Below are 20993 nucleotides of genomic sequence, written 5' to 3'. Positions count from 1 at the left end.
GGGAACACCATCGAATATAGATGATAACGATTATCATTTGCAATGATGCGGTGGATCGTGCGACCCCACCAGAGAGGACAACCGGCGTGCCCCGGACTCCCCGGCAACCGTCATTGCTCGAGCAACTACCCCCGCCGCTGCCCGCCTCCCAGATCATCGCATTGAACCAACCCAAGGAGGATCCGCGTTCCTGGCGCCGCTACACGTGGCATGGCTGGGATTTCGACGTTCCTCCCGGGGTGTTCCTCCCCGGCGGCACCAGCAGGATGTTCCACGACCGGCTGCTCGACGGCACGATCGAGGTGCGCGACCGCCGGTACGCGATCATGGGGGTCGGCCTCGGCGTCGAGGCCGTGGTCGCCGCGCGGCGCGGCGCGCGCACCGTGTACGCGATCGACGTCCACGCCGAGAGCGTGGCCGCGACCACCCGGCACGTTCAGCGGCTAGTTGGCGAGCAGGCGGCAGGCGTCGTGGTGCCGGTGATCTCCGACCTGTTCGACAGCTTCCCTGCCGGCCACCGCATCGACGTGCTCACGTTCAACCCACCAGCCGTCAGCCAGCGCGTCAGCGACGATCCGGACATCGTCCGCAATGTCTGCGCCGGTGCCCCGCTACTCGAGACGTTCTTCGCGCAGCTCGCCGAGCGTGACCTGCTTGCCCCCGGCGGCGAGGTCTACCTGCTCGCCTCCACCACCGCCGACCTGCGCGGCATCATCGGCTCCGCCATCGAGCACGGCTTCACCCCCGCCATCAACCACCAGCACGACTGGGGTGGCGGGGTCGTGACCTACCTGTTCCGGCTGTGGCGCGACCGCGATCGTGAATAGGTAGACCGGTATACCTATAATTTGCTACCCTGCCCGATGAGGTGATGACCATGGGCAGGGCGCGGCGCAGGCTTCTCGATGCGGCGGCGCGGCGGTTCTACGCCGACGGCATCGCCGCGACCGGCATCGACACCGTCACCGCCGAGGCGGGGGTGGCGAAGATGAGCTTGTACAACAACTTCTCCTCGAAGGAGGAGCTCGTGCTGGCCTACCTGCACGAACGGCACGCGGAGTGGCTCGAGTTGTGCGGGGTCAGGACCGAGGCGGCAAGCAACCCCGCCGAACGTGTGCTCGCCGTGTTCGACGCCTACCTGGACCACGCCGCCACCGCTTACGAAGCGGGCTTCCGCGGCTGCGGGCTGCTCAATGGTGCCGCCGAGCTCCCTGCGGGTCACCCGGGACGGGAAGCGGTCCGACAACACAAACAGGAAGTACGCACGATCCTGGCCGAACGGCTCGCCGAGGGCGGGGTCGGCGACCCGGAGGGGCTGGCCGAGCACCTCTACCTGCTGGTGGAAGGTGCGGTGGTCACCGCGGGATTGCAGGGCAGCCAGGAGGCCATCGAGCGCGCTCGCGAACTCGCGGCGACACTGCTCGCCACGGCGGGCTGCCCCGGTGCCGCGCCAGGTGCGCCGCCATCTCCGGCTGACCGTCCGTGACGGGCGCGCGGCGGGGACGACGAAAGGAATGCCGTGGAGCTGACCGATTTCGACGCATTGAGCTTCGATTGTTACGGCACGCTGATCGACTGGGAGGCCGGGTTCCTCTCGCTGCTACGCCCGTGGGCGGATGAGCACGACCTCGCCATCGACGACGAGAAGCTGCTGACCACCTACGCACGGCACGAGGCCGAGACCGCCAGGCAGTACCCCACCGCGCCCTACCCGGAGGTGCTGGCAGCAGCGTTCCGCGCCACCGGTGATGAGCTTGGCCGCCCAGTCAGCGAAGCGTGGCAGCGGGCATTCGGCTCGTCTGTTCCTGACTGGCCTGCCTTCGCGGACTCAGCCGGCGCACTGGCACGACTTGCCGAGCGGTACCGGCTGATTATCGTGTCCAATGTTGATCGTGCGGGATTCGCAGCAAGCAACAAGCGTCTTGGCGTGACCTTCGACGCGATCATCACAGCCGAGGATGTCGGTGCGTACAAACCGGCGATGCACCACTTCACCGAGCTCCGCACCCGCACGCGACAGCTCGGCATAGCCGAGGGCAAGCTGCTGCACGTCGCGCAGAGCCTGTTCCACGACCATGCTCCCGCCCGCGCCGCGGGCCTACCCTCGGCGTGGATCAACCGCCGTCACGAGGCCCCCGGATGGGGTGCCACACCTCAACCAAGCGACCCGTACCGGTACGACTGGGAGTTCCCCTCCATGCAGGCGTTCGCCGAAGCGGCGGCACTCTGAGCCAACCGCGCAGGGGCATCCGTGTCGGAGGCAGGTTGACGATCACCTCACGAGCACTAGTATCGAGATTCGATATCGGTTTTCGATACTCGAGAAGGTGTCCGTATCTATGGAGTACCAGGACCTGCTGAGCGGATTCGTCCGGCTGCACGTCCTGCACCATGCGGTGAAGGGGGAGATCTACGGGCAGTGGATGATCGACGAGCTGGCCCGGCACGGTTACCAGCTGAGCCCGGGGACGCTGTACCCGATGCTCCGGTCTATGGAGGCCAGGGGCTACCTCGTCGCCGAAGGACGCGCGGCCGGGCGCTCGACGCGTCGCATGTACCGCGCTACCGACACCGGCCGTGAGGCGCTCGCGGTCGCCACGCGCCAGCTGCGGGAGCTGTTCGGCGAGATCCTGGAGCAACGGTGACCGGGGTGGACACCGCGAAGGCGTGCCTGCGATGAGCGACGCCACCGGTATCAGCCCACAGCAGCGCGGCGGCACGGTCGGCGAGGTGTTCGCCGTGTTCCTGGGACTGGGGCTGACCTCGTTCGGCGGGCCCGTGGCACACCTCGGCTACTTCCGCGACACCTTCGTGCGGCGGCGGCAGTGGCTCGGCGAGCGCGCCTACGCCGACCTCGTGGCGCTGTGCCAGTTCCTGCCGGGCCCGGCATCCAGCCAGGTGGGTATGGCCATCGGCCTGCACCGGGCCGGGATCGGCGGCCTGCTCGCGGCGTGGACGGCGTTCACGCTGCCCTCGGCGATTGCTCTCGTCGCCTTCGCCTACGGCGCGACCGCGGTGGGCATGGACGGCGAGGCAGGATGGATCGACGGCCTCAAGGCATCAGCCGTCGCCGTCGTCGCGCACGCGGTCGCCGGTATGGCGCGGAACCTCACCCCCGACAAGGAACGCGCCACCATCGCGGTGGCGGGCATGATCGGCGCGATGCTGGCCCCCACCGCGATCGGCCAGGTGCTGGTGATCGCGGCGGCAGCGGTGGCGGGCCTGATCTGGCTGCGCCCGCCGGAACGGCAACACGACGGCCAGGAAGGGTTGCACGTACGTGTAGGCCGCAAGACCGCGGCGGGCTGCCTCGTCGCCTTCGGCACCTTGCTGGCGGCGCTGCCGGTACTGGCAGCCACGACCGGCGACGGGATCGTCCGGCTGATCGACGGCTTCTACCGCGCAGGATCGCTGGTCTTCGGTGGTGGCCACGTCGTGCTGCCACTGTTGCAGGCCGAGACCGTGCGGACCGGGCTGGTGGACACCGAGACGTTCTTGGCAGGCTACGGGGCCGCACAGGCCGTGCCAGGGCCGCTGTTCACCTTCGCCGCCTACCTGGGAACGTTCGCCGCCGCCCCACCCACCGGGGTGGCCGGGGCGGCGATCGCGCTGCTGGCGATCTTCCTGCCGTCGGCGCTGCTTGTCCTCGGCGTGCTGCCGTTCTGGGAACGGCTACGCGGCAGCCCCCTCGCCCAGCGTGCCCTGATGGGCGTCAACGCGGGCGTGGTCGGCCTGCTGGCCGCGGCCCTCTACACGCCGGTATTCACCTCCGGGGTGACCTCGACCGCGACCATGGCCATCGCCGCGGCCTCCTTCGTCGCCCTGGCGACCTGGCGCGTACCGGCGTGGGCGGTGGTGATCACCGCAGGAGCGGCCGGGGCGCTGGTGCTGTGACCACGGCGAGTCGATGCCCGTCCGCCGTGCCGTAGCGGTGAGCCGACGATACCGTACGCGGCAGCGACTACGGCGGCGCTCTACTCCTCGTGCACGCGACGACGGAGTTCCTTGCGGTCCAGCTTGGCCACGCTGGTCAGCGGGAGGGAATCGAGGACGTGGATCTCGCGCGGATACTTGCTGGCAGCCAGGCGGGACCGAGCGAACTCTGTCAGTTCCTCGGCCGAAACCGACTCCCCCTGGTGCAGCGAGACGAACGCGATAACTTCCTCTCCCACCCGATCGTCGGGCCGGCCGACAACGCCTGCCATCGCGACAGCGGGATGCTCGACCAGGACATCCTCGACATCGCGAGGGTAGACATTGAACCCGTTGCGGATGATGATGTCCTTCTTTCGATCCACAATGGTCAGATAGTTCTCGTCATCGAGCCTGCCGATGTCGCCGGTATACAACCAGCCATCGCGCAACGCCGTGGCCGTGGCATCCGGCGCGTTCCAGTAGCCACGCATCACACCTTCCGCACGGACCGCAATCTCACCTGCTTCACCCGCCGGGACCTGCTCACCTTGTTCGTCGACGATCCGGACCTCGTAGCCGGGAATCGGCATGCCAACGGTCCCGATCTTCCGCTTTCCCGGCGGGTTGGCCGTTATCACGCCGCCGCTTTCGGTGCAGCCGTATCCTTCGAGGACCTCCGCGTTCGGCAGGCGCCTTTCCAGCTCCTGCGCCGTCTCCCTCGCGAGCGGTGCCGCCCCGATCGTGAGGTAACGCAGGTTCGACAAATCGGCGCTCTCGAGCGGTTCCGCGAGCAGGAACTGCGCCATTGCCGGAACGAGCGCGCTGCGCTCGACCTGGTATTCCTCCACGAGCGCTACCCACCGTGCAGGGTCGAACCAGCGCATGAGGACAGCAAGGCTCGGGTCGGGTGCGTGCATCGACGTGACCGTCACGATCATCCCGAAGGCATGGGACATCGGCAGCGAGCTCAATCCCCTGGTCAGACCGGGAACATAGCTGGCTTCGTGCGCGCTCCGACCACAGAACCACAGGTTGCGGTGGCTGAGTTCGACACCCTTCGCCCTTCCGGTCGTGCCGCCGGTGTACATCAGCGCTGCGAGGTCGGCCTCGTCCCGGCTGACGATCCCGGGGTCATCGCCACGTTCCAACTGATCGAAATCCACGACGTCGACTCCGGCTCCCGCGGCTGGCTCGCCGGCAATGGTGCTCCCTGCTGCGGTGCCGGGCTCGGCGACGACGACGTGGCGCACGGTGGGCAGGCCGGTTGCCGCTTCGAGTACTTTGTCGAGCTGGTCGCCGGTGGTCACCACCGTGGTCGCGGACGAATCGGCAAGCACGTGCCGCAGTTCGGTGGCAGTGGCGAGGACGACGACGGGCGTGACCGCCGCGCCCGCGCGCCACACCGCGTTGTAGGTCACTGACACCTCGGTACAGTTCGCCATGACCACTGCGACCCTGTCACCGGCGCGCACACCGAGCTGGTGCAACCCTCCCGCGACACGGCAGGCTCGATCGTGCAGCTCGGCCGAACGCCAGGTGCGTTCCTCGAACACCAGTGAATCGTGATCACCCCTGTGCTCCAGCGATTCCTCGGCGAGCACCGCGAGATGTGCAGCCGTCGTAGCCGTCCCCATCGGACCTCCCTCGCACGGGGGTGAGCCATCGCCGATCGCGCGGTGAGGTGCAGCGCAGGAGGCCGAACCAAGCCCGCGCTCACACATGCCTTCTTCCCAGGTCACATGTTTATACTCATGAGTAGAAACTAGAATAGGAAGTCGCTCCACTCCCGTCAAGAGCCAGCGTGCACCCGCGGTGTCGCCACGCTCACGATGTTCCTCATGATGGCCAGACCGTTCGGCACTATCGCCGGTTCGGTCACGGCGTCGATCTCACCGGCCGGCCCAGCCACCTGCACCGGCAGGAGACCTGGAACATGGCGGAGTCGACGTCCACGTGACCGGAACCGGGACGCGTTCAGCCGCCGCCCTCCCGGGTGGCGCTGACATGATCGAACTCGGCTATCGCCTCGGCCGGAATATTCCCGAACCCGGCACCGATGAACCCCGCGGCGAGATCGATGACGGTCTCGGCATGCTCCGGCAGCAGATGCTGACTCGCCATCACCGCTCCGAATGCGCTGCTGATGGCCATGTTGGCCAGCACGTCCAGCGAGCCGCCGCCGGGACGGCCGTGCCGGGTCAGGAACTTCTCCATGCTGTCGACGAGCGCATCGGTCACGTGCGCCTGGATCTCGGTTCGCTGGCTGAGCCCCGTCTTGGGAGAAGGGGTGAGGAACAGCAAGGTGAAGGAATCCCGGTGCTCGCACGCCCACCGGACAAAAGCCCCGGTATCGGTGCGCACCTTTCCCCGCAGATCGAGATCGACCGTGGTGGTGTAGGTCTCGCGGAGCAGTTCGACCAGCGCGTTGCGTTCCCGATCGACCACTGCTTCGAACAGCTCCGCCTTGGAGGAGAAGTACTGGTAGATCGTTGGTTTCGTCATGCGGCACGAGCTGGCGATATCGTCCATCCCGGTGTCGGCGTACCCGCCGTGCGCGAACGCTGACAGGGCTGCGTCTATGATCGCGTCGGCTCGCTCCGTCGGCGGCGGCAACGGGTGCCGTGGCGGGCGCCCTGGGCGACGCGCGGAGGGGCGCTGGCGACGTGTCACGTCGTCGTTCACTGCGCCACTCCATCCGTTGACGAGGCTGACCCTTCGAAATGACACTACCGCAGCGCAGTCACCGCGGCAGGCGCACGATCGGCCCGGAGCCAGCGGCGAGTAGGGCCAGGCACGCAGCGAGCGGGCGCGCCGTGGGTGACCCGCTTGCCCCTCTCCGGTGACGGACTCACCGGCAGTGTCCACGATCAGGGTGACTCCGGCTGCGCGAGGTAGCGGGCAGCGAGTTCACTGCCGATGGTCGTGGCGTGATCGATGATGCGTTCAGCATCAACGGCGATGCTGCCTGCCAGCCAGGCGGACATGAGCTCGGTGAAGCCGCCGATACCGAGCAGGACACTCATGCGTAGATCGGTGGGATCAACGTCCGTGTTGAGGTACGGGGTGCCGACCTCGATGAGCAGGTCGGTGAATTGCTGCACCGTGTCGCGGCGGCGCTGTTCGAGCACGGCGCTGCCGGAGTGCTCACCGAAGCCGATGCGCGCCAGCCGCGGGTCCTCGGTGATGCTGTGGACGAATGTGGCAATGGCGGCGCGGAGCTGGGCGATGGGCTCGCTCGGAGCCTCGGCGATCGCGACCAGCAGGCGCTCGATGGTCTCGTCGCGCAGCTGGTCCCACACCGCCGCGAGGAGCGCGTCGCGGTCGGTGAAGTTCTCGTAGAAGTACCGGTCGATCAGACCGGCTCTGGCGCAGACGCCGCGCATGGTGACCGCGGCCCAGCCGTGCTCACCCCAGATCTCGATGGCGGCGTCGATCAGCTGGCGGCGGCGTGCGGCCTGGCGCTCCTCGGCGCTACGCCCGGCGTAGGTCCCGCGCTGTTTCCGCGTCGTTGTCACACCCCCATCTTGACAACAGCGGTCTCGGCGATCAATCTGATGGCATGCGACATCAGAGATGGCAGATGCCATCAGAAATTCGGGCTGGCTCACGCGGAAGGAGCTACGGCGCATCCGCGGTCGTGACCGGCGCGGGAAGCGGTATCGGCCGCGCGTTCGCCCGGGAACTGGCCCGCAGGCATGGCCGGGTGGTGTGCGCCGACGTGGACGAGGCAGGCGCGAAGGACACGGTGGCGCGCATCGAGGCGGACGGCGGCCGCGGTCTGGCCCTCGGCTGCGACGTCGCGGACAAGCGACAGGTGTGGGAACTGTCAGAAGCGGCCGAGCACTGGCTGGGCCACCCGCCCACGCTTGTGGTCAACAACGCGGGGATCGGCACCGGCGGGCACGTGCTCGGAGAAACCCCGCTGTCGGACTGGCACCGCACGCTCGGCGTGAACCTGTGGGGCGTCGTGCACGGATCGCATGTGTTCGTGCCATGGCTACGCGCTGCCGGCTCCGGCGGGATCATCAACGTCGCCTCGGCAGCCAGCTTCGCCGCTGCCCCGCGGATGGGCGCGTACAACGTCAGCAAAGCTGCCGTGCTGGCTCTGTCCGAAACCCTGGCTGCCGAACTGGACGGAACCGATGTCGTGGTCAGCGTCGTCTGCCCCACGTTCGTCAAGACCAGCATTGCTGACAACGAGCTCATCGACTCGGCCGCTGCCGAGCTAGCCGCCCGCCTCATGCGGATCACCGGGGTCTCCCCCGAGTTCATCGCTACGCGCGCACTCGACGCGCACGACCGGGGCAAGCTCTACATCCTGCCACAGCGTGACGCGCGACTGCTGTGGCGGTTCAAACGGTGGGCGCCCCGCAGTTACACCCGCCTGGCCGGTCTGCTCGGCCGGTCGCTGCCCTGACACGTGAGGAGGAGCCAGCATGGCATTCGATTACGCCGACATGCTGCAAACCATCAAGGACAAGCAGTGGTCGCTGGCCGATATCGACTGGGACGCGCCCGGCGCGGACGCGATCACCGACGAGCAGCGCCCCAAGCTCAAACAGTTCATGTCCGATCTGGTCTGGATCGAGAACGTCGGAGCCCGCGGGTTCGCCGCCCTGGCCCGGCAGGCGCCCGACGAGACGATCAAGCAGATTTACATCTACTTCCATGCCGAGGAGCAGAAGCACGCCAACGCCGAGCTGGCGCTGATGAAGCGCTGGGACATGCTCGCCGACGGCGAGGTGCCGGAACCGAACACCCAGGTGCGCATGGCGATCGCGATGCTCGATCGCTACGGCGATCGCATACCGCTGACCGGGCTGGCCACGCTGATCCCGATGCTGGAATGCGCCCTGGACGGGGCTCTGGTGAAGTTCCTGCTCGACGAAGTGCGGGACCCGCTGTGCCACGAGGTGTTCAGGCACATCAACTCCGACGAGTCCCGGCACATCGCCGTCGACTTCCAGGTGCTCGACCTGGTCGGTGCGGGACCGGCGCGCCGCCTGATGATCGAGTCCGCCTCGATCATCAAACCCAACCTGTTGCTCGGCCTGCTCGCGGTGTTCGTGCCGCTGTTGAACAAGATGCGCGACAACATCGTCGCGATGGGCCTGCCGGAGAGAAAGCTCTACAACGCGGTGAAACGGTTCGCCTCCAATGGGGATCGCAGCGTCAACACCAGGCGCATTCCCGCCTACCAGCTGTTCAAGCAGCAGGCACGCATGGTTGTCGATCGCTCCCACCCCTACCACCGCTACCTCGCCGATCCCCTGGTCAAACTCACCGACCGTGTTCCAGCGCGGCTGCTCGGCAAGCAACCCACCTGGTCGAAGGAACTGACCCACGAGCCGATCGATCAGTGACACCACTAACGGCAGGGAGCAAGCACCTGATGAGCACGACCACGCCCGGCACGGCGCTGATCATCGGCGCGGGGTTCGCCGGCCTCGGCACCGCTATCCGCCTGAAGCAGGCCGGTATCACCGACTTCGTCATCCTGGAACGTGACCACGATGTCGGTGGGACCTGGCGCGACAACACTTACCCCGGTGCCGCCTGTGACATCCCGTCGCTGATGTACTCGTTCTCGTTCGTGCCCAACCCAGACTGGTCCCGGACGTACTCCAGCAGCGCCGAGATCTTCGAGTACATCCGGCACATGGTCCAGCGATTCGACCTGCGACCGCATATCAGGTTCGGCGCCGAGGTCACCGCGCTCGACTACGACGAGGAGACCGCTACCTGGACGGCCACCATCGCCACAGGCGACACGGTGACCGCCCGAACAGCGATCATGGCCGCCGGTCCGCTGGCCAACGCCAGCTACCCCGACATCCCGGGCCTGGAAAGCTACACCGGGCATACGATGCTGTCCGCTCGCTGGGATCACGACTACGACCTGCGGGGCAAGCACGTCGCGGTGATCGGTACCGGCGCCAGCGCCGTACAGATCATCCCCGAACTGGTCACGCAGGCCGCGAGGGTGAAGGTGTTCCAGCGCACTCCCGGTTGGGTGCTGCCCAAGCCCAATCCCCGGCACCCCGAGTGGCTCAGATCCCTGTTCCGCCGCGTTCCCGCTGCGCAGTCCCGCGCACGCCACGCGCTGTACTGGCTCCACGAAGTCATGGCGCTCGGGATCGTGTGGAACTCGCCAGCGACCACGCTGCTGCAGTACCTCGCCCGCGGCTACCTGCGGCTGGCGGTCAACGACTCGTGGCTCCGTCGCCAGCTCACCCCGGACTACCGCATCGGCTGCAAGCGTGTCCTGATGACCAGCGACTACTACCCGGCGCTACAGGCGCCGAACTGCAAGCTGATCACCTGGCCGATCTACGCGATCTCGCCGAACGGCATCCGCACGGCCGAAGGTATCGAGCACGACGTCGACTGCATCGTCTTCGCCACCGGCTTCGACGTGTGCAAGGCTGGAACGCCGTTTCCCATCACCGGCAGCAGCGGCCGTGTCCTCGCCGACGAGTGGGCAGCCGGGGCGCAGGCGTACAAGAGTGTCAGTGTCTCCGGCTACCCCAACCTCTTCTTCACGTTCGGCCCCAACTCCGGGCCCGGCCACAACTCGGTGCTCGCGTACAACGAAGCGCAGATCGACTACATCGTGCGAGCGATCCGGTACCTGATCGACCACGACGTGCGCAGTCTCGACGTGCGCGAAGAGCGTCAGGACCGGTTCAACCGGGAGCTCCAGCGGCGGCTCACCCGGACCACGTGGAACTCCGGCTGCCGGAGCTGGTACCTCACCGAAGACGGCTACAACGCCACCATGTATCCCGGGTTCGCCACCCAGTACATCCGGCAACTGGCCACGCTGAACCTCGATGACTATCACGTCACCCCGTTACCGCAGGGCTCGCAGGCCGGACGGGGCGGCGCCGTTCAACTGGCAGCGCCCGGTTCACTAACAGCAGCCTCCGACGGTGGTGACCGGTCGACCCGCCGATAGCGGTTTCTCGTCAGCACTCGTCGAGACGGCGCGGCATGGCGGCGAAGCCGTCGGCGACGTGTGCGTGCACGACGTCATGAGTCGGGTGCGGCCGGCAGGGGTGACGCATCGAGTGTCTGCAGTGCGGCGTTGACGGCGGCGGCGCGTAGCTCGTCGTACGGGATGTCGGTGAACAAGGTGGCGACCCGGCTGAGGCCGTTGGCGATCATGACGACGCGGACTCGTTGGTCGTTGGTCGGATCTGGCCCGAGCAACAGCTGCTGGAACGTCTCCGCCAGGTGCGGGATCCAGTTATCCAGATCCACGTCGGCGAGGCCGGACGGATCAAGCGTCAGTGCGAGGAACACCGTGCGGTTGGCGTAGTTGATGTCGAAGAAGCGTTCCAGCAGCTCCCGTCTGGGTACGCCCTGTTCCCGGGCCTGGGCGAGGAAGTGGTTGACCTCATCCACGGCCGGCTGGACCACGCTGCGGACCAACGCCTGTTTCGTCGGGAAGTGATAGTACAGCGCCGCCTTGGTCAGGCCCAGTTCGTCGGCGATGTCCTGCATGGTGGTCTTGGCGAAGCCTCGGGAGATGAAGAGATCGAGCGCGACGGTGTGGATGCGCTCGCGGGTATCCCTGACGCGTCCGTCCCGGCGGCGCTGTGCGTGTTCGTCCTCCACGTCGCCCTCCGTGTCCCCACCTGCCGACTCCCCGTCTGCCGACGGGTCAGCTGACCCGCTCCACCTTACGACGAGGCCACTCAGGACCCCAGGGTACCCTACTGACCTGACGGTAGATTACTAACTAGAAGGTAAGCTACTATCGGGTCAGTACCCTACGCGGGCGGGCGGGTACTCCTAGGCCGTGACGTGATCGGAGGGCGGGCATGACCAACGCGATATCGGTAGCGGGGCTGGCCAAAGCGTTCGGAAGGACTCGGGCATTGGCGGGGGTAGACCTCGACGTCCCGTACGGCGAGGTTCACGGGTTTCTCGGCCCGAACGGGGCGGGCAAGTCGACGACTCTTCGTATCCTGCTTGGCCTGCTGCGCGCGGACCATGGGCTGGTGCGGCTGCTTGGTGCCGACCCGTGGCGGGACGCGGTGGAACTGCACCGCCGGCTCGCCTACGTGCCGGGCGACGTCGAGCTGTGGCCGAACCTCACCGGCGGCGAAGCCATCGACCTGCTGGCGCGGTTGCGGGGCGGGTTCGACCGGCGGCGACGCGATGAGCTGTGCGAACGCTTCGCCCTGGACCCCTCCAAGAAGGGACGCACCTACTCCAAGGGCAACCGGCAGAAGGTCGCCATCGTGGCCGCGCTGGCCAGCGACGTCGAGCTATTACTCCTTGACGAGCCAACGGCAGGCCTCGACCCGCTCATGGAGGCGGTCTTCCAGGATTGCCTTCGCGAAGCGAAAGCCGCTGGGCGCACCATCTTGCTATCCAGCCACATCCTCGCGCAGGTCGAGGCGCTGGCCGATCGCGTGTCCATCATCAGGCTCGGCTCCGTCGTTGAGTCGGGGACGCTGGCCGAGCTGAGGCACCTGACCCGCACGAGCGTTGACGCCGTGACAGTCCGCCCGGCCGACTCGGTGGCCGATCTCGACTGTGTGCACGATCTGCAGCTCAGCGGTAACGGTCGGGTCCGGTTCGATGTTGACACCGAGCATCTGGACACCATCATCGGTCACCTTCACGAACTGGGCATTCGCGGCCTCCACAGTCAGCCTCCCACACTCGAGCAGCTTTTCCTCCGGCATTACGGCGATGACCTGGTCGGCGCGACGAGCCAGGAGGAGGGTTCCCGATGAGTTCGCAGGCAGCAGCGGCCACCCACCGGAGCTCGGTGCCGCATCGCCCTCGGCCGCTGACCGGCACCGGGACCCTGATCCGGTTCATCCTGCGCCGCGACCGGGTGCGGATACCGGTGTGGATGGGTGCGATCACCATTGCCATGCTGGGTACTGTCCTGAGCTACGCGGACACGTTCGCAACCCAGGAGGATCGCGACCAGCGTGCGGAGCTGGCGGCGAGTCCGGTCTTCCAGGCGTTCAACGGCCCCGGTTACGGGCTTGACCACTACACGTTCGGAGCCCTGGTCGCCTACGAAGGGCTCTACCTCGCGGTCATCCTGGTTTCGCTGATGAGCATATTCCTCACCGTCCGGCACACCCGCGCGGAGGAGGAGGCTGGCCGTGCGGAGCTCGTCCGGGCGGCCGTCGTTGGCCGACACGCCAGCACCGCTGCGGTGCTGATCGTCGTCGCCGCGGTCAACATCGTGGTTGGCCTGCTGACCGCGGCCGGGTTGTCCACCATGGACGATCTCGATGGAACCGGGTCGTTGACGTTCGGAGCGTCGATGATCGCAGCCAGCCTGGTCTTCACCGCCGTGGCATTGGTGGCGGCGCAGCTCACGGAGTACGCCAGAGGAGCTGTCGGCATGAGTGTGGCGACACTGGGCGCGACCTATGTGCTTCGCGCTGCGGGCGACGTCAGCGAAACGGACTTGTCATGGCTCTCACCTTTCGCCTGGTCACTGGAGACCAGGACGTTCGTCGACGAACGGTGGTGGCCGCTGCTGCTGTCCCTCGCGCTCGCGGTCGGCCTGACCGTTGGCGCGATGGCCCTCAGCACGCGACGCGACGTCGGCGCGGGTCTCGTTCCTCCGCGCCCTGGCAAGCCGAACGCGTCGGATCGACTGATTCGGCCGTATGGCTTGGCGTTGCGGCTGCAAGCCGGAAGCCTCGTCGCATGGGCCACCGGACTGCTCCTGCTGGGTGCGAGCTTCGGGTCACTCCTGGGTGACATCGAAGCGTTCGCGGCCGAGAACGAACAGGCGCGGGAGATCATCGCCACCGCCGAAGGCGGCACCGTGCTGGAGTCTTTCCTCGGCACGCTGACGCTGATGCTGGCACTGATCGCGACGGCGTGCGCGATCCAGTCGATCGTACGATTGCGCCACGAGGAGGTCGCCGGACGCGCCGAGCCGTTGCTCGCCACGAGCCTGCCCCGCACCAGGTGGGTCGGTGGCTACCTCGGTGTCTCCCTGATCGGCAGCGCGTTCGTCATGCTCGCGGGTTCGGCTGGACTGGGCGTGACGGGTGCAATCAACCAAGCCGACGTGTCCTTGCTGTTCACACAGCTGGCTGCCGGTCTGGTCTATGTGCCAGCTATCTGGGTGGCCGTCGGGATCGCGTTGGTGCTCTACGGATGGGCGCCCCGGGCAGTGCCTGCGGTATGGCTGGTCCTGGCCTACGGTGTAGTCGTATTCCTGCTGGCCGACGCGATGGGTCTGCCGGAAGGGGCACGAAACCTCTCGCCGTTCCACCACATGCCAGAACTGCCCGGCGCCGACTTCACGGCCACACCTGTGCTCGCGTCTCTCGCACTGGTGGCCGCTTCGGTGGCGGTCGGCATCGCGAGGTTCCGGAGCCGTGACGTTCACACCTCGGCGTGACACGGGCACAATCCCGCCGATCAAGCTGCTGGTGACCGGCACGCGGGGCCTGCGACGTCACTACGAGCCGCAGCGCGACGTGTACCACCCATCCCGGCTCGTCCTTGCTCAGCATGTCCTGCGCACCAACCCGATGCTCGCCGCAACGCCCGGCCGAAACTCCTGAACCGGCTACTGACGTGTACCGCGATGAAGCGCACATCACCGCAGAGCGCGCCTGTCGCTGACGCACAACACATGGTGGGCGGGTGGCCTCGCTGCCCTCGCGGTCCTTGCGGTGCCCGAGTGCGGCTCGGGCGTGTCGTACACCTCGGACACGAGCAGGCGAGCCCTCTGGCAAACGCGCACCGGCCGTGCGCTCGGCATGATGGAGCCTTGTGGATAGCGATACGGGTATTGGGCCGTTCGAGGGTGATGCGTTCGGGCAGGCGCTGCGTACCTGCCATCTAGCGGGTGGAACGGCCGGGGCGGCTTACGAGATCGTCGAGCGTGACGATGGCTTGATTGGTGTCACCGATATGGCTGGCTACTTCGCCCCGCCTGATGGGTGGCCGGAGGTTGAGCGCCGACTGCTGGATGAGGTGACCGGACGGGTGCTGGATGTCGGCTGTGGGGGCGGTCGACACGCCACCGCGCTTCATAAAGCTGGGTTCGACGTGCTCGGTCTGGATCCCTCACCGGGTGCGGTGGAGGTCGCCAGGCGCCGGGGAGCGCCCGCGGTCCAGGGGTCGGTGACACAGGCAGCGAGCTCGCTGGGGCTGTTCGACACGGTGCTGCTCGGCGGGCACAACCTCGGGCTGCTGGGTGGGCGAGAGCAGGCACAGCGGGTGTTGGAATGGCTCGCCGGCATCACCACGGCAGGGTCGCGGATCGTGGCCACCGGACGTGACCCGTATGCCACCGATGACCCCGAGCATCTCACCTATCACCAGCGCAACCGGGCACACGGGCGCATGCCCGGGCAGCTGCGGCTACGCATCCGGCACGGCAGGCTGGCCACCGGATGGTTCGACTACCTGCTGTGCTCGCCGGAGGAACTGACCATACTGCTGGAACCCTCACCGTGGCGGGTTGCCACGGTCTGGCACACCGGCAGCGGCGACTACACAGCCGTGCTGGAACGGCGATAACCGACTCCCCCGCGCTGCCGCGACTGTCGGGGCCACGAGTGGTGTTGCGCGCGCCGTACGAGCACGACATCGAACAGCGTCGAGCGCTGGGCCAGCATCCCGAGGTGCAGCGCATGCTGACAGGCCGCGCAGAGCGGCCACGCGAGCTGACCCTGGCGGCAACCCGAGCGTGATATCGGCGCATCCGCGCCCCACGCAGTGCCTACACCTGGGTGGTCGAGTACCAGCATGGAATGGTGCTACCACCTCACCGCCAACACCTCCACCAACACCCTGCCCACCTACGCCCGCACCGGCGCAGCCTCTCTCCCCCGCACCCCACCCCGATCACCCCACTCGCAACTCCAGATACACTGCCTGAGCGGGCCGTTAGCTCAATTGGCAGAGCTGCGGACTTTTAATCCGTAGGTTCTGGGTTCGAGTCCCAGGCGGCCCACCATCTCCGCAGCGCGCAAGGTTACCGATCGTCATCGGTTGATTTTGGTGCCCTATTACTTTCCCCTTATCCCACCACCGAGCGTGTGCCGCACGTCGGGCTTGCCGAGGGTGCCAGCGGAGCTTGGGCATTGGTGGAGGCTCCCGTGTTTGATGTCGAGCCGGAATGTCTGTTGGCCTAGCGAGACGACATCGTCGCCGCTCCCGGAACAGCACCGTTGACGCCGAAGCCAGGAACGTCGTTCACTGCCGTACGGGGTGCTTGAGGACTTGGGTGAGTCGTTCGAGCGAGCGCGACGGGGCTAGCGGCGGACACACGGCTACGGCGACAACGAAAGCTCGAGCGCGGATGTAAGGCGAGGTTGGCGCACAGCGGTAGCCCGATGCCCAGGCTGAACGACAGCATTCAACGGGAGCGGGCACCTGTGCTCGACGGTGACAGAAACCGCGTACCCCGCAGGCTGGAACGCCTGACGATCATCAGCCGTCCGATAGAGCACGTGCGGTCAGCACACCGAACACGGCTGACCGGGCAACACGTCCGCGACCGTACCGACGACCGGCGCATTGACGGAGGGGATCACTGTTGCGTGCTTCTCGAACCTATGTGCGGCTGCTGGCCGCTGGGGCAGCGATCGTGATGCTGGCAGGCTGCACCTCGGAGCCGGATGACCAGCTTGGTCCGCCTTCTCCGGGCCTCCCGGATGCCGGCGAGGACTTCGACGGCCTCGACGTCCCACCGGTGGAGGAACCACTTGAGCTCGGCACCCTGGCCGACAACCCGTGCGAGGCCCTGCCCGATGAGTGGCTGGCCGAACACGGCTACACCGAGCCGCCCTCCGGGATCAGCTCGCCCGAGGAAGGTCTCTTCTGCCGCTGGGACTCGCCGGAGAGTCGCCGGGACAGCATCAGCATCACGATCGGCACGTTAGTCCCCGAAGAGGACGACGGCGGCCTGCAAAGGCTGTACCGGCGCCACGAGCTGGGGGTACTCCGGTACTTCGAGGAGACGACGATCAGCGGGTATCCGGCAGTTTTCAGCGATGTCAACGAACTCGGACAAGACTTCGGCAACGCCAGAATCACAGTCGGCATCCGGGATGACCTGACCTTCGAGATCAACATACGCGGGCCCCGCGCGGAGCTCGCCGTGGTCGAAGCGAAGGCGGCCGACGCGGCGAAGCAGGTGATCGACACGCTCAGATGAGTCTCACGGGATCACCATGCCGTGGCGTCGCCGGACAATGCCGCCTGCCATAGGCATACCGTTGGTAGCGGTACGCGGTCAGCACGCCCCCTGTTACGTCGGCCCAGCCGACACGGCCACACCCGGCGCGCGGGTACGTTGGTCCATGGCTTGGCTGCGATGCGGAAGGAGCTCGAATGCACCGGATCAGCCTCGACGGGGTCAGTCCACAGGTGGCCGACGGCGGCTGGATCGCGCCCGGCGTTTACCTCATCGGTGCCGTCGAGATCGCCGCCGAGGCGAGTGTCTGGTACGGGTGCGTGTTGCGCGCGGACAACGACCGCATATCCCTCGGCCCGGAGAGCAATCTGCAGGACGGGTGCATGGTGCACGCCGACCCGGGTCTGCCCGTCTCGATCGGCACCGGGGTCTCCGTCGGGCACGGCGCCGTGCTGCACGGCTGCACCATCGAAGACAACACGCTCATCGGCATGGGAGCGACCGTGCTCAACGGCGCCAGGATCGGCTCAGGCAGCATCGTCGCCGCGGGCGCCGTCGTACTGGAAAACACCGAGGTACCCGCGAACTCCCTGGTGGCGGGAGTCCCGGGCAAGGTGCGTCGCGAGACGAGCCAAGACGAGCGCGACCACATCCGCGTCAACGCCGAGAGCTACCTGCGGCACAAGAGCACACATTCGGCCGCGACCGGTTGACCGTATCGAGCCGGTCCCTGGACCTCAGCGTACGTAACGCTCACGCAACCGCAGCCACACCTCGCTGACTGCGAGGCTGCCTATCACGCCATCGCTCATACCGTCTCCAAGACGATCACCCACGAGCTGGCCGACATCGAACCTGAGGCCGTTCATCGCACCCGTAGGTCTCGCTGCCGAGTCCCAGGCGGCGCATCCCGCATCCAGCTGGATTGTCGGGGTCACATGAGAACGTGCGCATATGGGTATTCGCATCGGAAGCATTGTCATCAACTGCGCGGACATCGAGGCCATGACCGACTTCTGGACACAGGCCCTCGACCTGGTACCGGCGACGCGCGAATCCGGTGAGCACTTCCGCGTTCTCCGTGGCGAGCGGGTCAACCTCTCGCTCCAACACTCGGACACACCGGTCTCCGCTCGTGACCAGATGCATCTCGACCTGTACAGCGACGAGAAGGAGGAGCAGGTGCAGCGCATGCTCGACCTCGGCGCCACGAAGGTGCGCGAGAACAACGACCCCGAGGACACCTATGTCGTCATGCGCGACCCCGAGGGCAACGAGTTCTGCATCTGCGTGTAGCGACCACCCGACCGGTCCGCTTCGACCCGTCAGTGGAACAGGTCACACCCCGTTGACTTCAACCAAACTTGAAGTTGAAAGCTGAGAGACATGACTGAGACTCGCACATCCCACCCTCCCTCACTGTCCACACCCGTCCTCGAGCGATTCAGCTGGTGGCAGGCCATACTCGGCGGTGTCGCGATCGCCGTACTCGCCAATCTCGGCGTTCTTGCCATCGGCCTAGCCGCCGGTGCGTCCTTCGTCTACGTTGACGAAGGAACCACGAACACGGTGTCTGAAGTGGACGTCATCCTGTCGTCCGCGATCCCCTTGACGGCGGGAACACTACTGGCCGCACTGGTGGCTCGCTGGTGGCCTGTCGTGCTCCGCCTCGCACAGATCGTGGGTGCCGGCCTGGCACTGGCGACGATCGCTGGCGCGCTGGCCGCTGAGACCGACAGCGGCACCCGCATCGCGCTAGCGGCCATGCACGTGGTCATCGCCGTCGTGGTGGTACTCGTCCTCGAATCACTGCACCGATCGGCCCGGCATCGCCGGTATGCCGGGTGAGCTGGTGGGCCGGGCGAGCTAGGGGATCGCCCGGCCCACATCCGCCACGCGATACCCGACTATTGACCGGGTACCCACAGCTTCGACCGCGCGGGCGACGGCTCCTGTTGCTGCCCGGACCCTTGCGTAGGTGCGGTGGGAACCCGGTCGAGATCGTTGTCCTCGACCTGACCGTCCGTCGCGCTGCGCTCCGCGTTGACCTGCCCGAGCCGGAGCTGTCCCAATGCGCGATCGACCTGCGTGGCCAGGTCGGCCGACACATAGTCGCGAACGTGCTCCAGCATCACCGAACTCAGATCGATCAGCAGCCGGGCATCACGCCGACCGAGCTTGACCTCCGCCGCATGCAACACCGTACCCAGCATCTCGGTCACAACCTGCTCGGCCGGTGCCGCGCGAAGTCGCTCCTTGTACTCCTTGATCTGCTCCTCCGACATCCCGGCAGCGTCGCTGCCCTCGGTAGAAGCGCTCATACTCCACCCCACATCGCACGATAGAACGCCGACGATCACGTGCTCCGGCAGCAGACTGCTGCCACGCTTCCAGCATAAGACGCCCCTCCGCACAAGGGTTGCTCTCGATAACCTTTTGGGAACGCTCCCAGTCGCCGATTGACATCACTCGATCGAGGTGGTCGACTACTGGGAGCGCTCCCAAGTATGGGACAAGTCACAACTCGTAATCATCACTCGTCACCGAGGGAGGGATCCGACATGAGCATCTCCCAGCGACCCCGTGGCTGGATGAGAGCGGGCGCGATCGTGGCGGCAGGGACCCTGGGCACTGCCGCCGCGTGCACCGCCCCCGCCGATGAGGGCGACCCGGATGAACCCACCACGATCACCGTCGACGTGTTCGGCAACTTCGGCTACTCCGAGGCCGGGTTGTATGAGGAGTTCGAGGAGATGCACCCGGACATCGAGATCCGGGAACGCGGCACCGGCATGGAGCTCGGGGATTACGACGAGCGGCTGACGCAGTGGCTCGCTGCGGGCAGCGGCACGGGGGACATCATCGCGCTGGAGGAGGGCATCCTGACCCGGCTGAAGGAACAACCAGACCATTTCGTCGACCTGTACGAACACGGGGCCGGGGACATGGAGGAGGACTTCCTCGACTGGAAGTGGGAGCAGGGCCACGACGCGGACGGCGATCAGCTGCTCGGCCTCGGCACCGACGTCGGCGGGCTCGCCATGTGCTACCGGGTCGATCTGTTCGAGAAGGCAGGACTGCCCACCGACAGGGACGAGGTCAGCGAACTCTGGCCGACCTGGGACGACTACATCGACGTCGGTGAGCGGTTCCGCGAGGCAGGCCTGGATGCCGGGTTCCTCGACGCGGCGACCAATACCTTCAACGCGATCCTGATGCAGCGGGCAGGAGAGACCACGGGCTACACCTACTTCGACGAGGCCGGCGAGTTCGTCGTGGACGACAACCCGGCGGTCAAGGATGCGTGGGACACCACACTCGGCATGCTCGACGCCGGGTTGTCGGCGAATCTGATGTCGTTCTCCGACCAGTGGAACTCGGGATTCCGGGCCGGTACTTTCGCCACGATCGCCTGCCCGGCCTGGATGCTCGGCTACATCGAGGACCAGGCGGGTGACGCAGGTGAGGGCAAGTGGGACGTCGCCACGATCCCCGGTGAGGGTGGCAACTGGGGCGGTTCCTTCCTCGCCGTGTCCTCTCAGAGCGAGCACCAGGAGGAAGCGGCAGAGCTGGCACGGTTCCTGACGAGCCCCGAGAGCCATCTGAAGGTCTTCCAAGCACTGGGCAACCTGCCCTCCACCGTCACCGCGCTGGCCGAACCCGAGCTGCTGGAACACCGCAGCGAGTACTTCAACGATGCCCCCGTCGGCGAGATCTTCGGAACCGGCGCGCAGGAACTCGACCCGGTGTACCTCGGCGCGGACAACCAGCCGGTGCGTGACGAGATGGAAAACGCCCTCCGCGCCATCGAGGAGGGCACCTTGGATCCTGGCGAAGCCTGGGAAACCGCCGTCAACAACGCAGAGAGAGTCGGTCGCTGACCATTCCCCGCGATTTCCCGCCGGCGCGGCCGGTGCACGCGGTCACCCAC

The 20993-nt window shown here is 66.8% G+C and carries 22 protein-coding genes and 1 tRNA gene; 18 read left to right on the top strand and 5 right to left on the bottom strand.

Translation table 11 applies throughout. The annotated features are described in order from the left end of the window. Positions 1 to 86 precede the first annotated feature (86 nt). The 5 genes from F8178_RS08540 to chrA all read left to right on the top strand — a co-directional run bounded on the left by F8178_RS08540 (position 87) and on the right by chrA (position 3894). The gene (locus F8178_RS08540) at positions 87 to 827 is read left to right on the top strand and encodes a methyltransferase (protein WP_317494153.1); all 741 of its coding nucleotides are present in this window, start codon (positions 87 to 89) and stop codon (positions 825 to 827) included. Between the two features lie 44 nt (positions 828 to 871). After that, positions 872 to 1486, top strand: a complete 615-nt coding sequence (locus F8178_RS08535) for a TetR/AcrR family transcriptional regulator (protein WP_317494152.1) — start codon at positions 872 to 874, stop codon at positions 1484 to 1486. Positions 1487 to 1519: 33 nt separating this feature from the next. Continuing rightward, complete coding sequence (locus tag F8178_RS08530) at positions 1520 to 2230, top strand: HAD-IA family hydrolase (protein WP_317494151.1); 711 nt, start codon at positions 1520 to 1522, stop codon at positions 2228 to 2230. 109 nt (positions 2231 to 2339) lie between these two features. Beyond that, positions 2340 to 2645, top strand: a complete 306-nt coding sequence (locus tag F8178_RS08525; protein WP_317494150.1) for a PadR family transcriptional regulator — start codon at positions 2340 to 2342, stop codon at positions 2643 to 2645. Between the two features lie 31 nt (positions 2646 to 2676). Further along, complete coding sequence (chrA, locus tag F8178_RS08520; RefSeq protein ID WP_317494149.1) at positions 2677 to 3894, top strand: chromate efflux transporter; 1218 nt, start codon at positions 2677 to 2679, stop codon at positions 3892 to 3894. Between the two features lie 80 nt (positions 3895 to 3974). On the opposite strand, the gene F8178_RS08515 is transcribed toward chrA, so the two are convergent. The 3 genes from F8178_RS08515 to F8178_RS08505 form a co-directional block, all read right to left on the bottom strand. Beyond that, a complete protein-coding gene (locus F8178_RS08515; RefSeq protein WP_317494148.1) occupies positions 3975 to 5549 on the bottom strand; it encodes an AMP-binding protein in 1575 nt (524 codons plus the stop codon). Between the two features lie 340 nt (positions 5550 to 5889). Further along, positions 5890 to 6585, bottom strand: coding sequence for a TetR/AcrR family transcriptional regulator (locus F8178_RS08510; RefSeq protein WP_317494301.1), 696 nt, complete (start codon positions 6583 to 6585; stop codon positions 5890 to 5892). A gap of 197 nt (positions 6586 to 6782) precedes the next feature. Then, positions 6783 to 7430 carry a TetR/AcrR family transcriptional regulator gene (locus F8178_RS08505; protein ID WP_317494147.1) on the bottom strand — a complete coding sequence of 216 codons (648 nt, stop codon included), beginning with the start codon at positions 7428 to 7430 and terminating at the stop codon, positions 6783 to 6785. A gap of 122 nt (positions 7431 to 7552) precedes the next feature. On the opposite strand from F8178_RS08505, the gene F8178_RS08500 reads away from it, so the two are divergent. Genes F8178_RS08500 through F8178_RS08490 form a run of 3 tightly spaced genes read left to right on the top strand, consistent with a single transcriptional unit; the run spans position 7553 to position 10873 of the window. Beyond that, on the top strand, positions 7553 to 8332 hold the full coding sequence (locus tag F8178_RS08500) for an SDR family NAD(P)-dependent oxidoreductase (protein WP_317494146.1): 780 nt from the start codon (positions 7553 to 7555) through the stop codon (positions 8330 to 8332). 19 nt (positions 8333 to 8351) lie between these two features. Further along, positions 8352 to 9278, top strand: coding sequence for a ferritin-like domain-containing protein (locus F8178_RS08495; RefSeq protein ID WP_317494145.1), 927 nt, complete (start codon positions 8352 to 8354; stop codon positions 9276 to 9278). Positions 9279 to 9307: 29 nt separating this feature from the next. After that, positions 9308 to 10873, top strand: coding sequence for an NAD(P)/FAD-dependent oxidoreductase (locus tag F8178_RS08490; protein ID WP_317494144.1), 1566 nt, complete (start codon positions 9308 to 9310; stop codon positions 10871 to 10873). A 74-nt stretch (positions 10874 to 10947) separates the two neighbouring features. Here F8178_RS08490 and F8178_RS08485 read toward each other — a convergent pair whose 3' ends face one another. Then, positions 10948 to 11535, bottom strand: a complete 588-nt coding sequence (locus F8178_RS08485; RefSeq protein WP_317494143.1) for a TetR/AcrR family transcriptional regulator — start codon at positions 11533 to 11535, stop codon at positions 10948 to 10950. 206 nt (positions 11536 to 11741) lie between these two features. Between F8178_RS08485 and F8178_RS08480 the strand changes: the two genes are divergently transcribed. From F8178_RS08480 to F8178_RS08440, 9 genes are all read left to right on the top strand, one after another. After that, on the top strand, positions 11742 to 12665 hold the full coding sequence (locus F8178_RS08480) for an ABC transporter ATP-binding protein (protein ID WP_317494142.1): 924 nt from the start codon (positions 11742 to 11744) through the stop codon (positions 12663 to 12665). Next, a complete protein-coding gene (locus F8178_RS08475; RefSeq protein WP_317494141.1) occupies positions 12662 to 14311 on the top strand; it encodes an ABC transporter permease in 1650 nt (549 codons plus the stop codon). The genes F8178_RS08480 and F8178_RS08475 overlap by 4 nt, the downstream gene beginning before the upstream one ends. After that, positions 14289 to 14477, top strand: a complete 189-nt coding sequence (locus tag F8178_RS08470; RefSeq protein WP_317494140.1) for a hypothetical protein — start codon at positions 14289 to 14291, stop codon at positions 14475 to 14477. The genes F8178_RS08475 and F8178_RS08470 overlap by 23 nt, the downstream gene beginning before the upstream one ends. 211 nt (positions 14478 to 14688) lie before the next feature. Next, complete coding sequence (locus tag F8178_RS08465; RefSeq protein ID WP_317494139.1) at positions 14689 to 15441, top strand: class I SAM-dependent methyltransferase; 753 nt, start codon at positions 14689 to 14691, stop codon at positions 15439 to 15441. Between the two features lie 363 nt (positions 15442 to 15804). Further along, positions 15805 to 15880: transfer RNA gene (locus F8178_RS08460), tRNA-Lys, on the top strand. A gap of 582 nt (positions 15881 to 16462) precedes the next feature. Continuing rightward, positions 16463 to 17083, top strand: a complete 621-nt coding sequence (locus F8178_RS08455) for a DUF3558 domain-containing protein (RefSeq protein WP_317494138.1) — start codon at positions 16463 to 16465, stop codon at positions 17081 to 17083. Between the two features lie 176 nt (positions 17084 to 17259). Further along, the gene (locus F8178_RS08450; RefSeq protein ID WP_317494137.1) at positions 17260 to 17775 is read left to right on the top strand and encodes a gamma carbonic anhydrase family protein; all 516 of its coding nucleotides are present in this window, start codon (positions 17260 to 17262) and stop codon (positions 17773 to 17775) included. 241 nt (positions 17776 to 18016) lie between these two features. Beyond that, a complete protein-coding gene (locus F8178_RS08445; protein WP_317494136.1) occupies positions 18017 to 18358 on the top strand; it encodes a VOC family protein in 342 nt (113 codons plus the stop codon). 90 nt (positions 18359 to 18448) lie between these two features. Further along, positions 18449 to 18910 carry a DUF6069 family protein gene (locus tag F8178_RS08440; protein WP_317494135.1) on the top strand — a complete coding sequence of 154 codons (462 nt, stop codon included), beginning with the start codon at positions 18449 to 18451 and terminating at the stop codon, positions 18908 to 18910. A 59-nt stretch (positions 18911 to 18969) separates the two neighbouring features. Here the strand turns inward: F8178_RS08440 and F8178_RS08435 are convergent, their stop codons facing one another. Beyond that, positions 18970 to 19383 (bottom strand): hypothetical protein, encoded by a 414-nt coding sequence (locus F8178_RS08435; protein ID WP_317494134.1) that lies wholly within the window; start codon positions 19381 to 19383, stop codon positions 18970 to 18972. Positions 19384 to 19623: 240 nt separating this feature from the next. Here F8178_RS08435 and F8178_RS08430 point away from each other — a divergent pair, with 240 nt between their 5' ends. Next, a complete protein-coding gene (locus F8178_RS08430) occupies positions 19624 to 20943 on the top strand; it encodes an extracellular solute-binding protein (RefSeq protein WP_317494133.1) in 1320 nt (439 codons plus the stop codon). Positions 20944 to 20993 lie beyond the last annotated feature (50 nt).

It is taken from the genome of Haloechinothrix sp. LS1_15 (genome assembly GCF_033042135.1).
Lineage (GTDB): Bacteria > Actinomycetota > Actinomycetes > Mycobacteriales > Pseudonocardiaceae > Haloechinothrix.
The sequence above is the reverse complement of the archived record's forward strand: the minus strand, read 5'-3'. Positions and strand labels throughout refer to the sequence as shown.

What these genes read in the sequence shown, in the direction of transcription:
- F8178_RS08515 (WP_317494148.1), bottom strand. Translation starts at nt 5,549, where the DNA reads ATGGGGACGGCTACGACGGCTGCACATCTCGCGGTGCTCGCCGAGGAA.
- F8178_RS08435 (WP_317494134.1), bottom strand. Translation starts at nt 19,383, where the DNA reads ATGAGCGCTTCTACCGAGGGCAGCGACGCTGCCGGGATGTCGGAGGAG.
- F8178_RS08430 (WP_317494133.1), top strand. Translation starts at nt 19,624, where the DNA reads ATGAGCATCTCCCAGCGACCCCGTGGCTGGATGAGAGCGGGCGCGATC.
- F8178_RS08495 (WP_317494145.1), top strand. Translation starts at nt 8,352, where the DNA reads ATGGCATTCGATTACGCCGACATGCTGCAAACCATCAAGGACAAGCAG.
- F8178_RS08480 (WP_317494142.1), top strand. Translation starts at nt 11,742, where the DNA reads ATGACCAACGCGATATCGGTAGCGGGGCTGGCCAAAGCGTTCGGAAGG.
- F8178_RS08535 (WP_317494152.1), top strand. Translation starts at nt 872, where the DNA reads ATGACCATGGGCAGGGCGCGGCGCAGGCTTCTCGATGCGGCGGCGCGG.
- F8178_RS08490 (WP_317494144.1), top strand. Translation starts at nt 9,308, where the DNA reads ATGAGCACGACCACGCCCGGCACGGCGCTGATCATCGGCGCGGGGTTC.
- F8178_RS08450 (WP_317494137.1), top strand. Translation starts at nt 17,260, where the DNA reads ATGCACCGGATCAGCCTCGACGGGGTCAGTCCACAGGTGGCCGACGGC.
- F8178_RS08445 (WP_317494136.1), top strand. Translation starts at nt 18,017, where the DNA reads ATGGGTATTCGCATCGGAAGCATTGTCATCAACTGCGCGGACATCGAG.
- chrA (WP_317494149.1), top strand. Translation starts at nt 2,677, where the DNA reads ATGAGCGACGCCACCGGTATCAGCCCACAGCAGCGCGGCGGCACGGTC.
- F8178_RS08475 (WP_317494141.1), top strand. Translation starts at nt 12,662, where the DNA reads ATGAGTTCGCAGGCAGCAGCGGCCACCCACCGGAGCTCGGTGCCGCAT.
- F8178_RS08440 (WP_317494135.1), top strand. Translation starts at nt 18,449, where the DNA reads ATGACTGAGACTCGCACATCCCACCCTCCCTCACTGTCCACACCCGTC.
- F8178_RS08525 (WP_317494150.1), top strand. Translation starts at nt 2,340, where the DNA reads ATGGAGTACCAGGACCTGCTGAGCGGATTCGTCCGGCTGCACGTCCTG.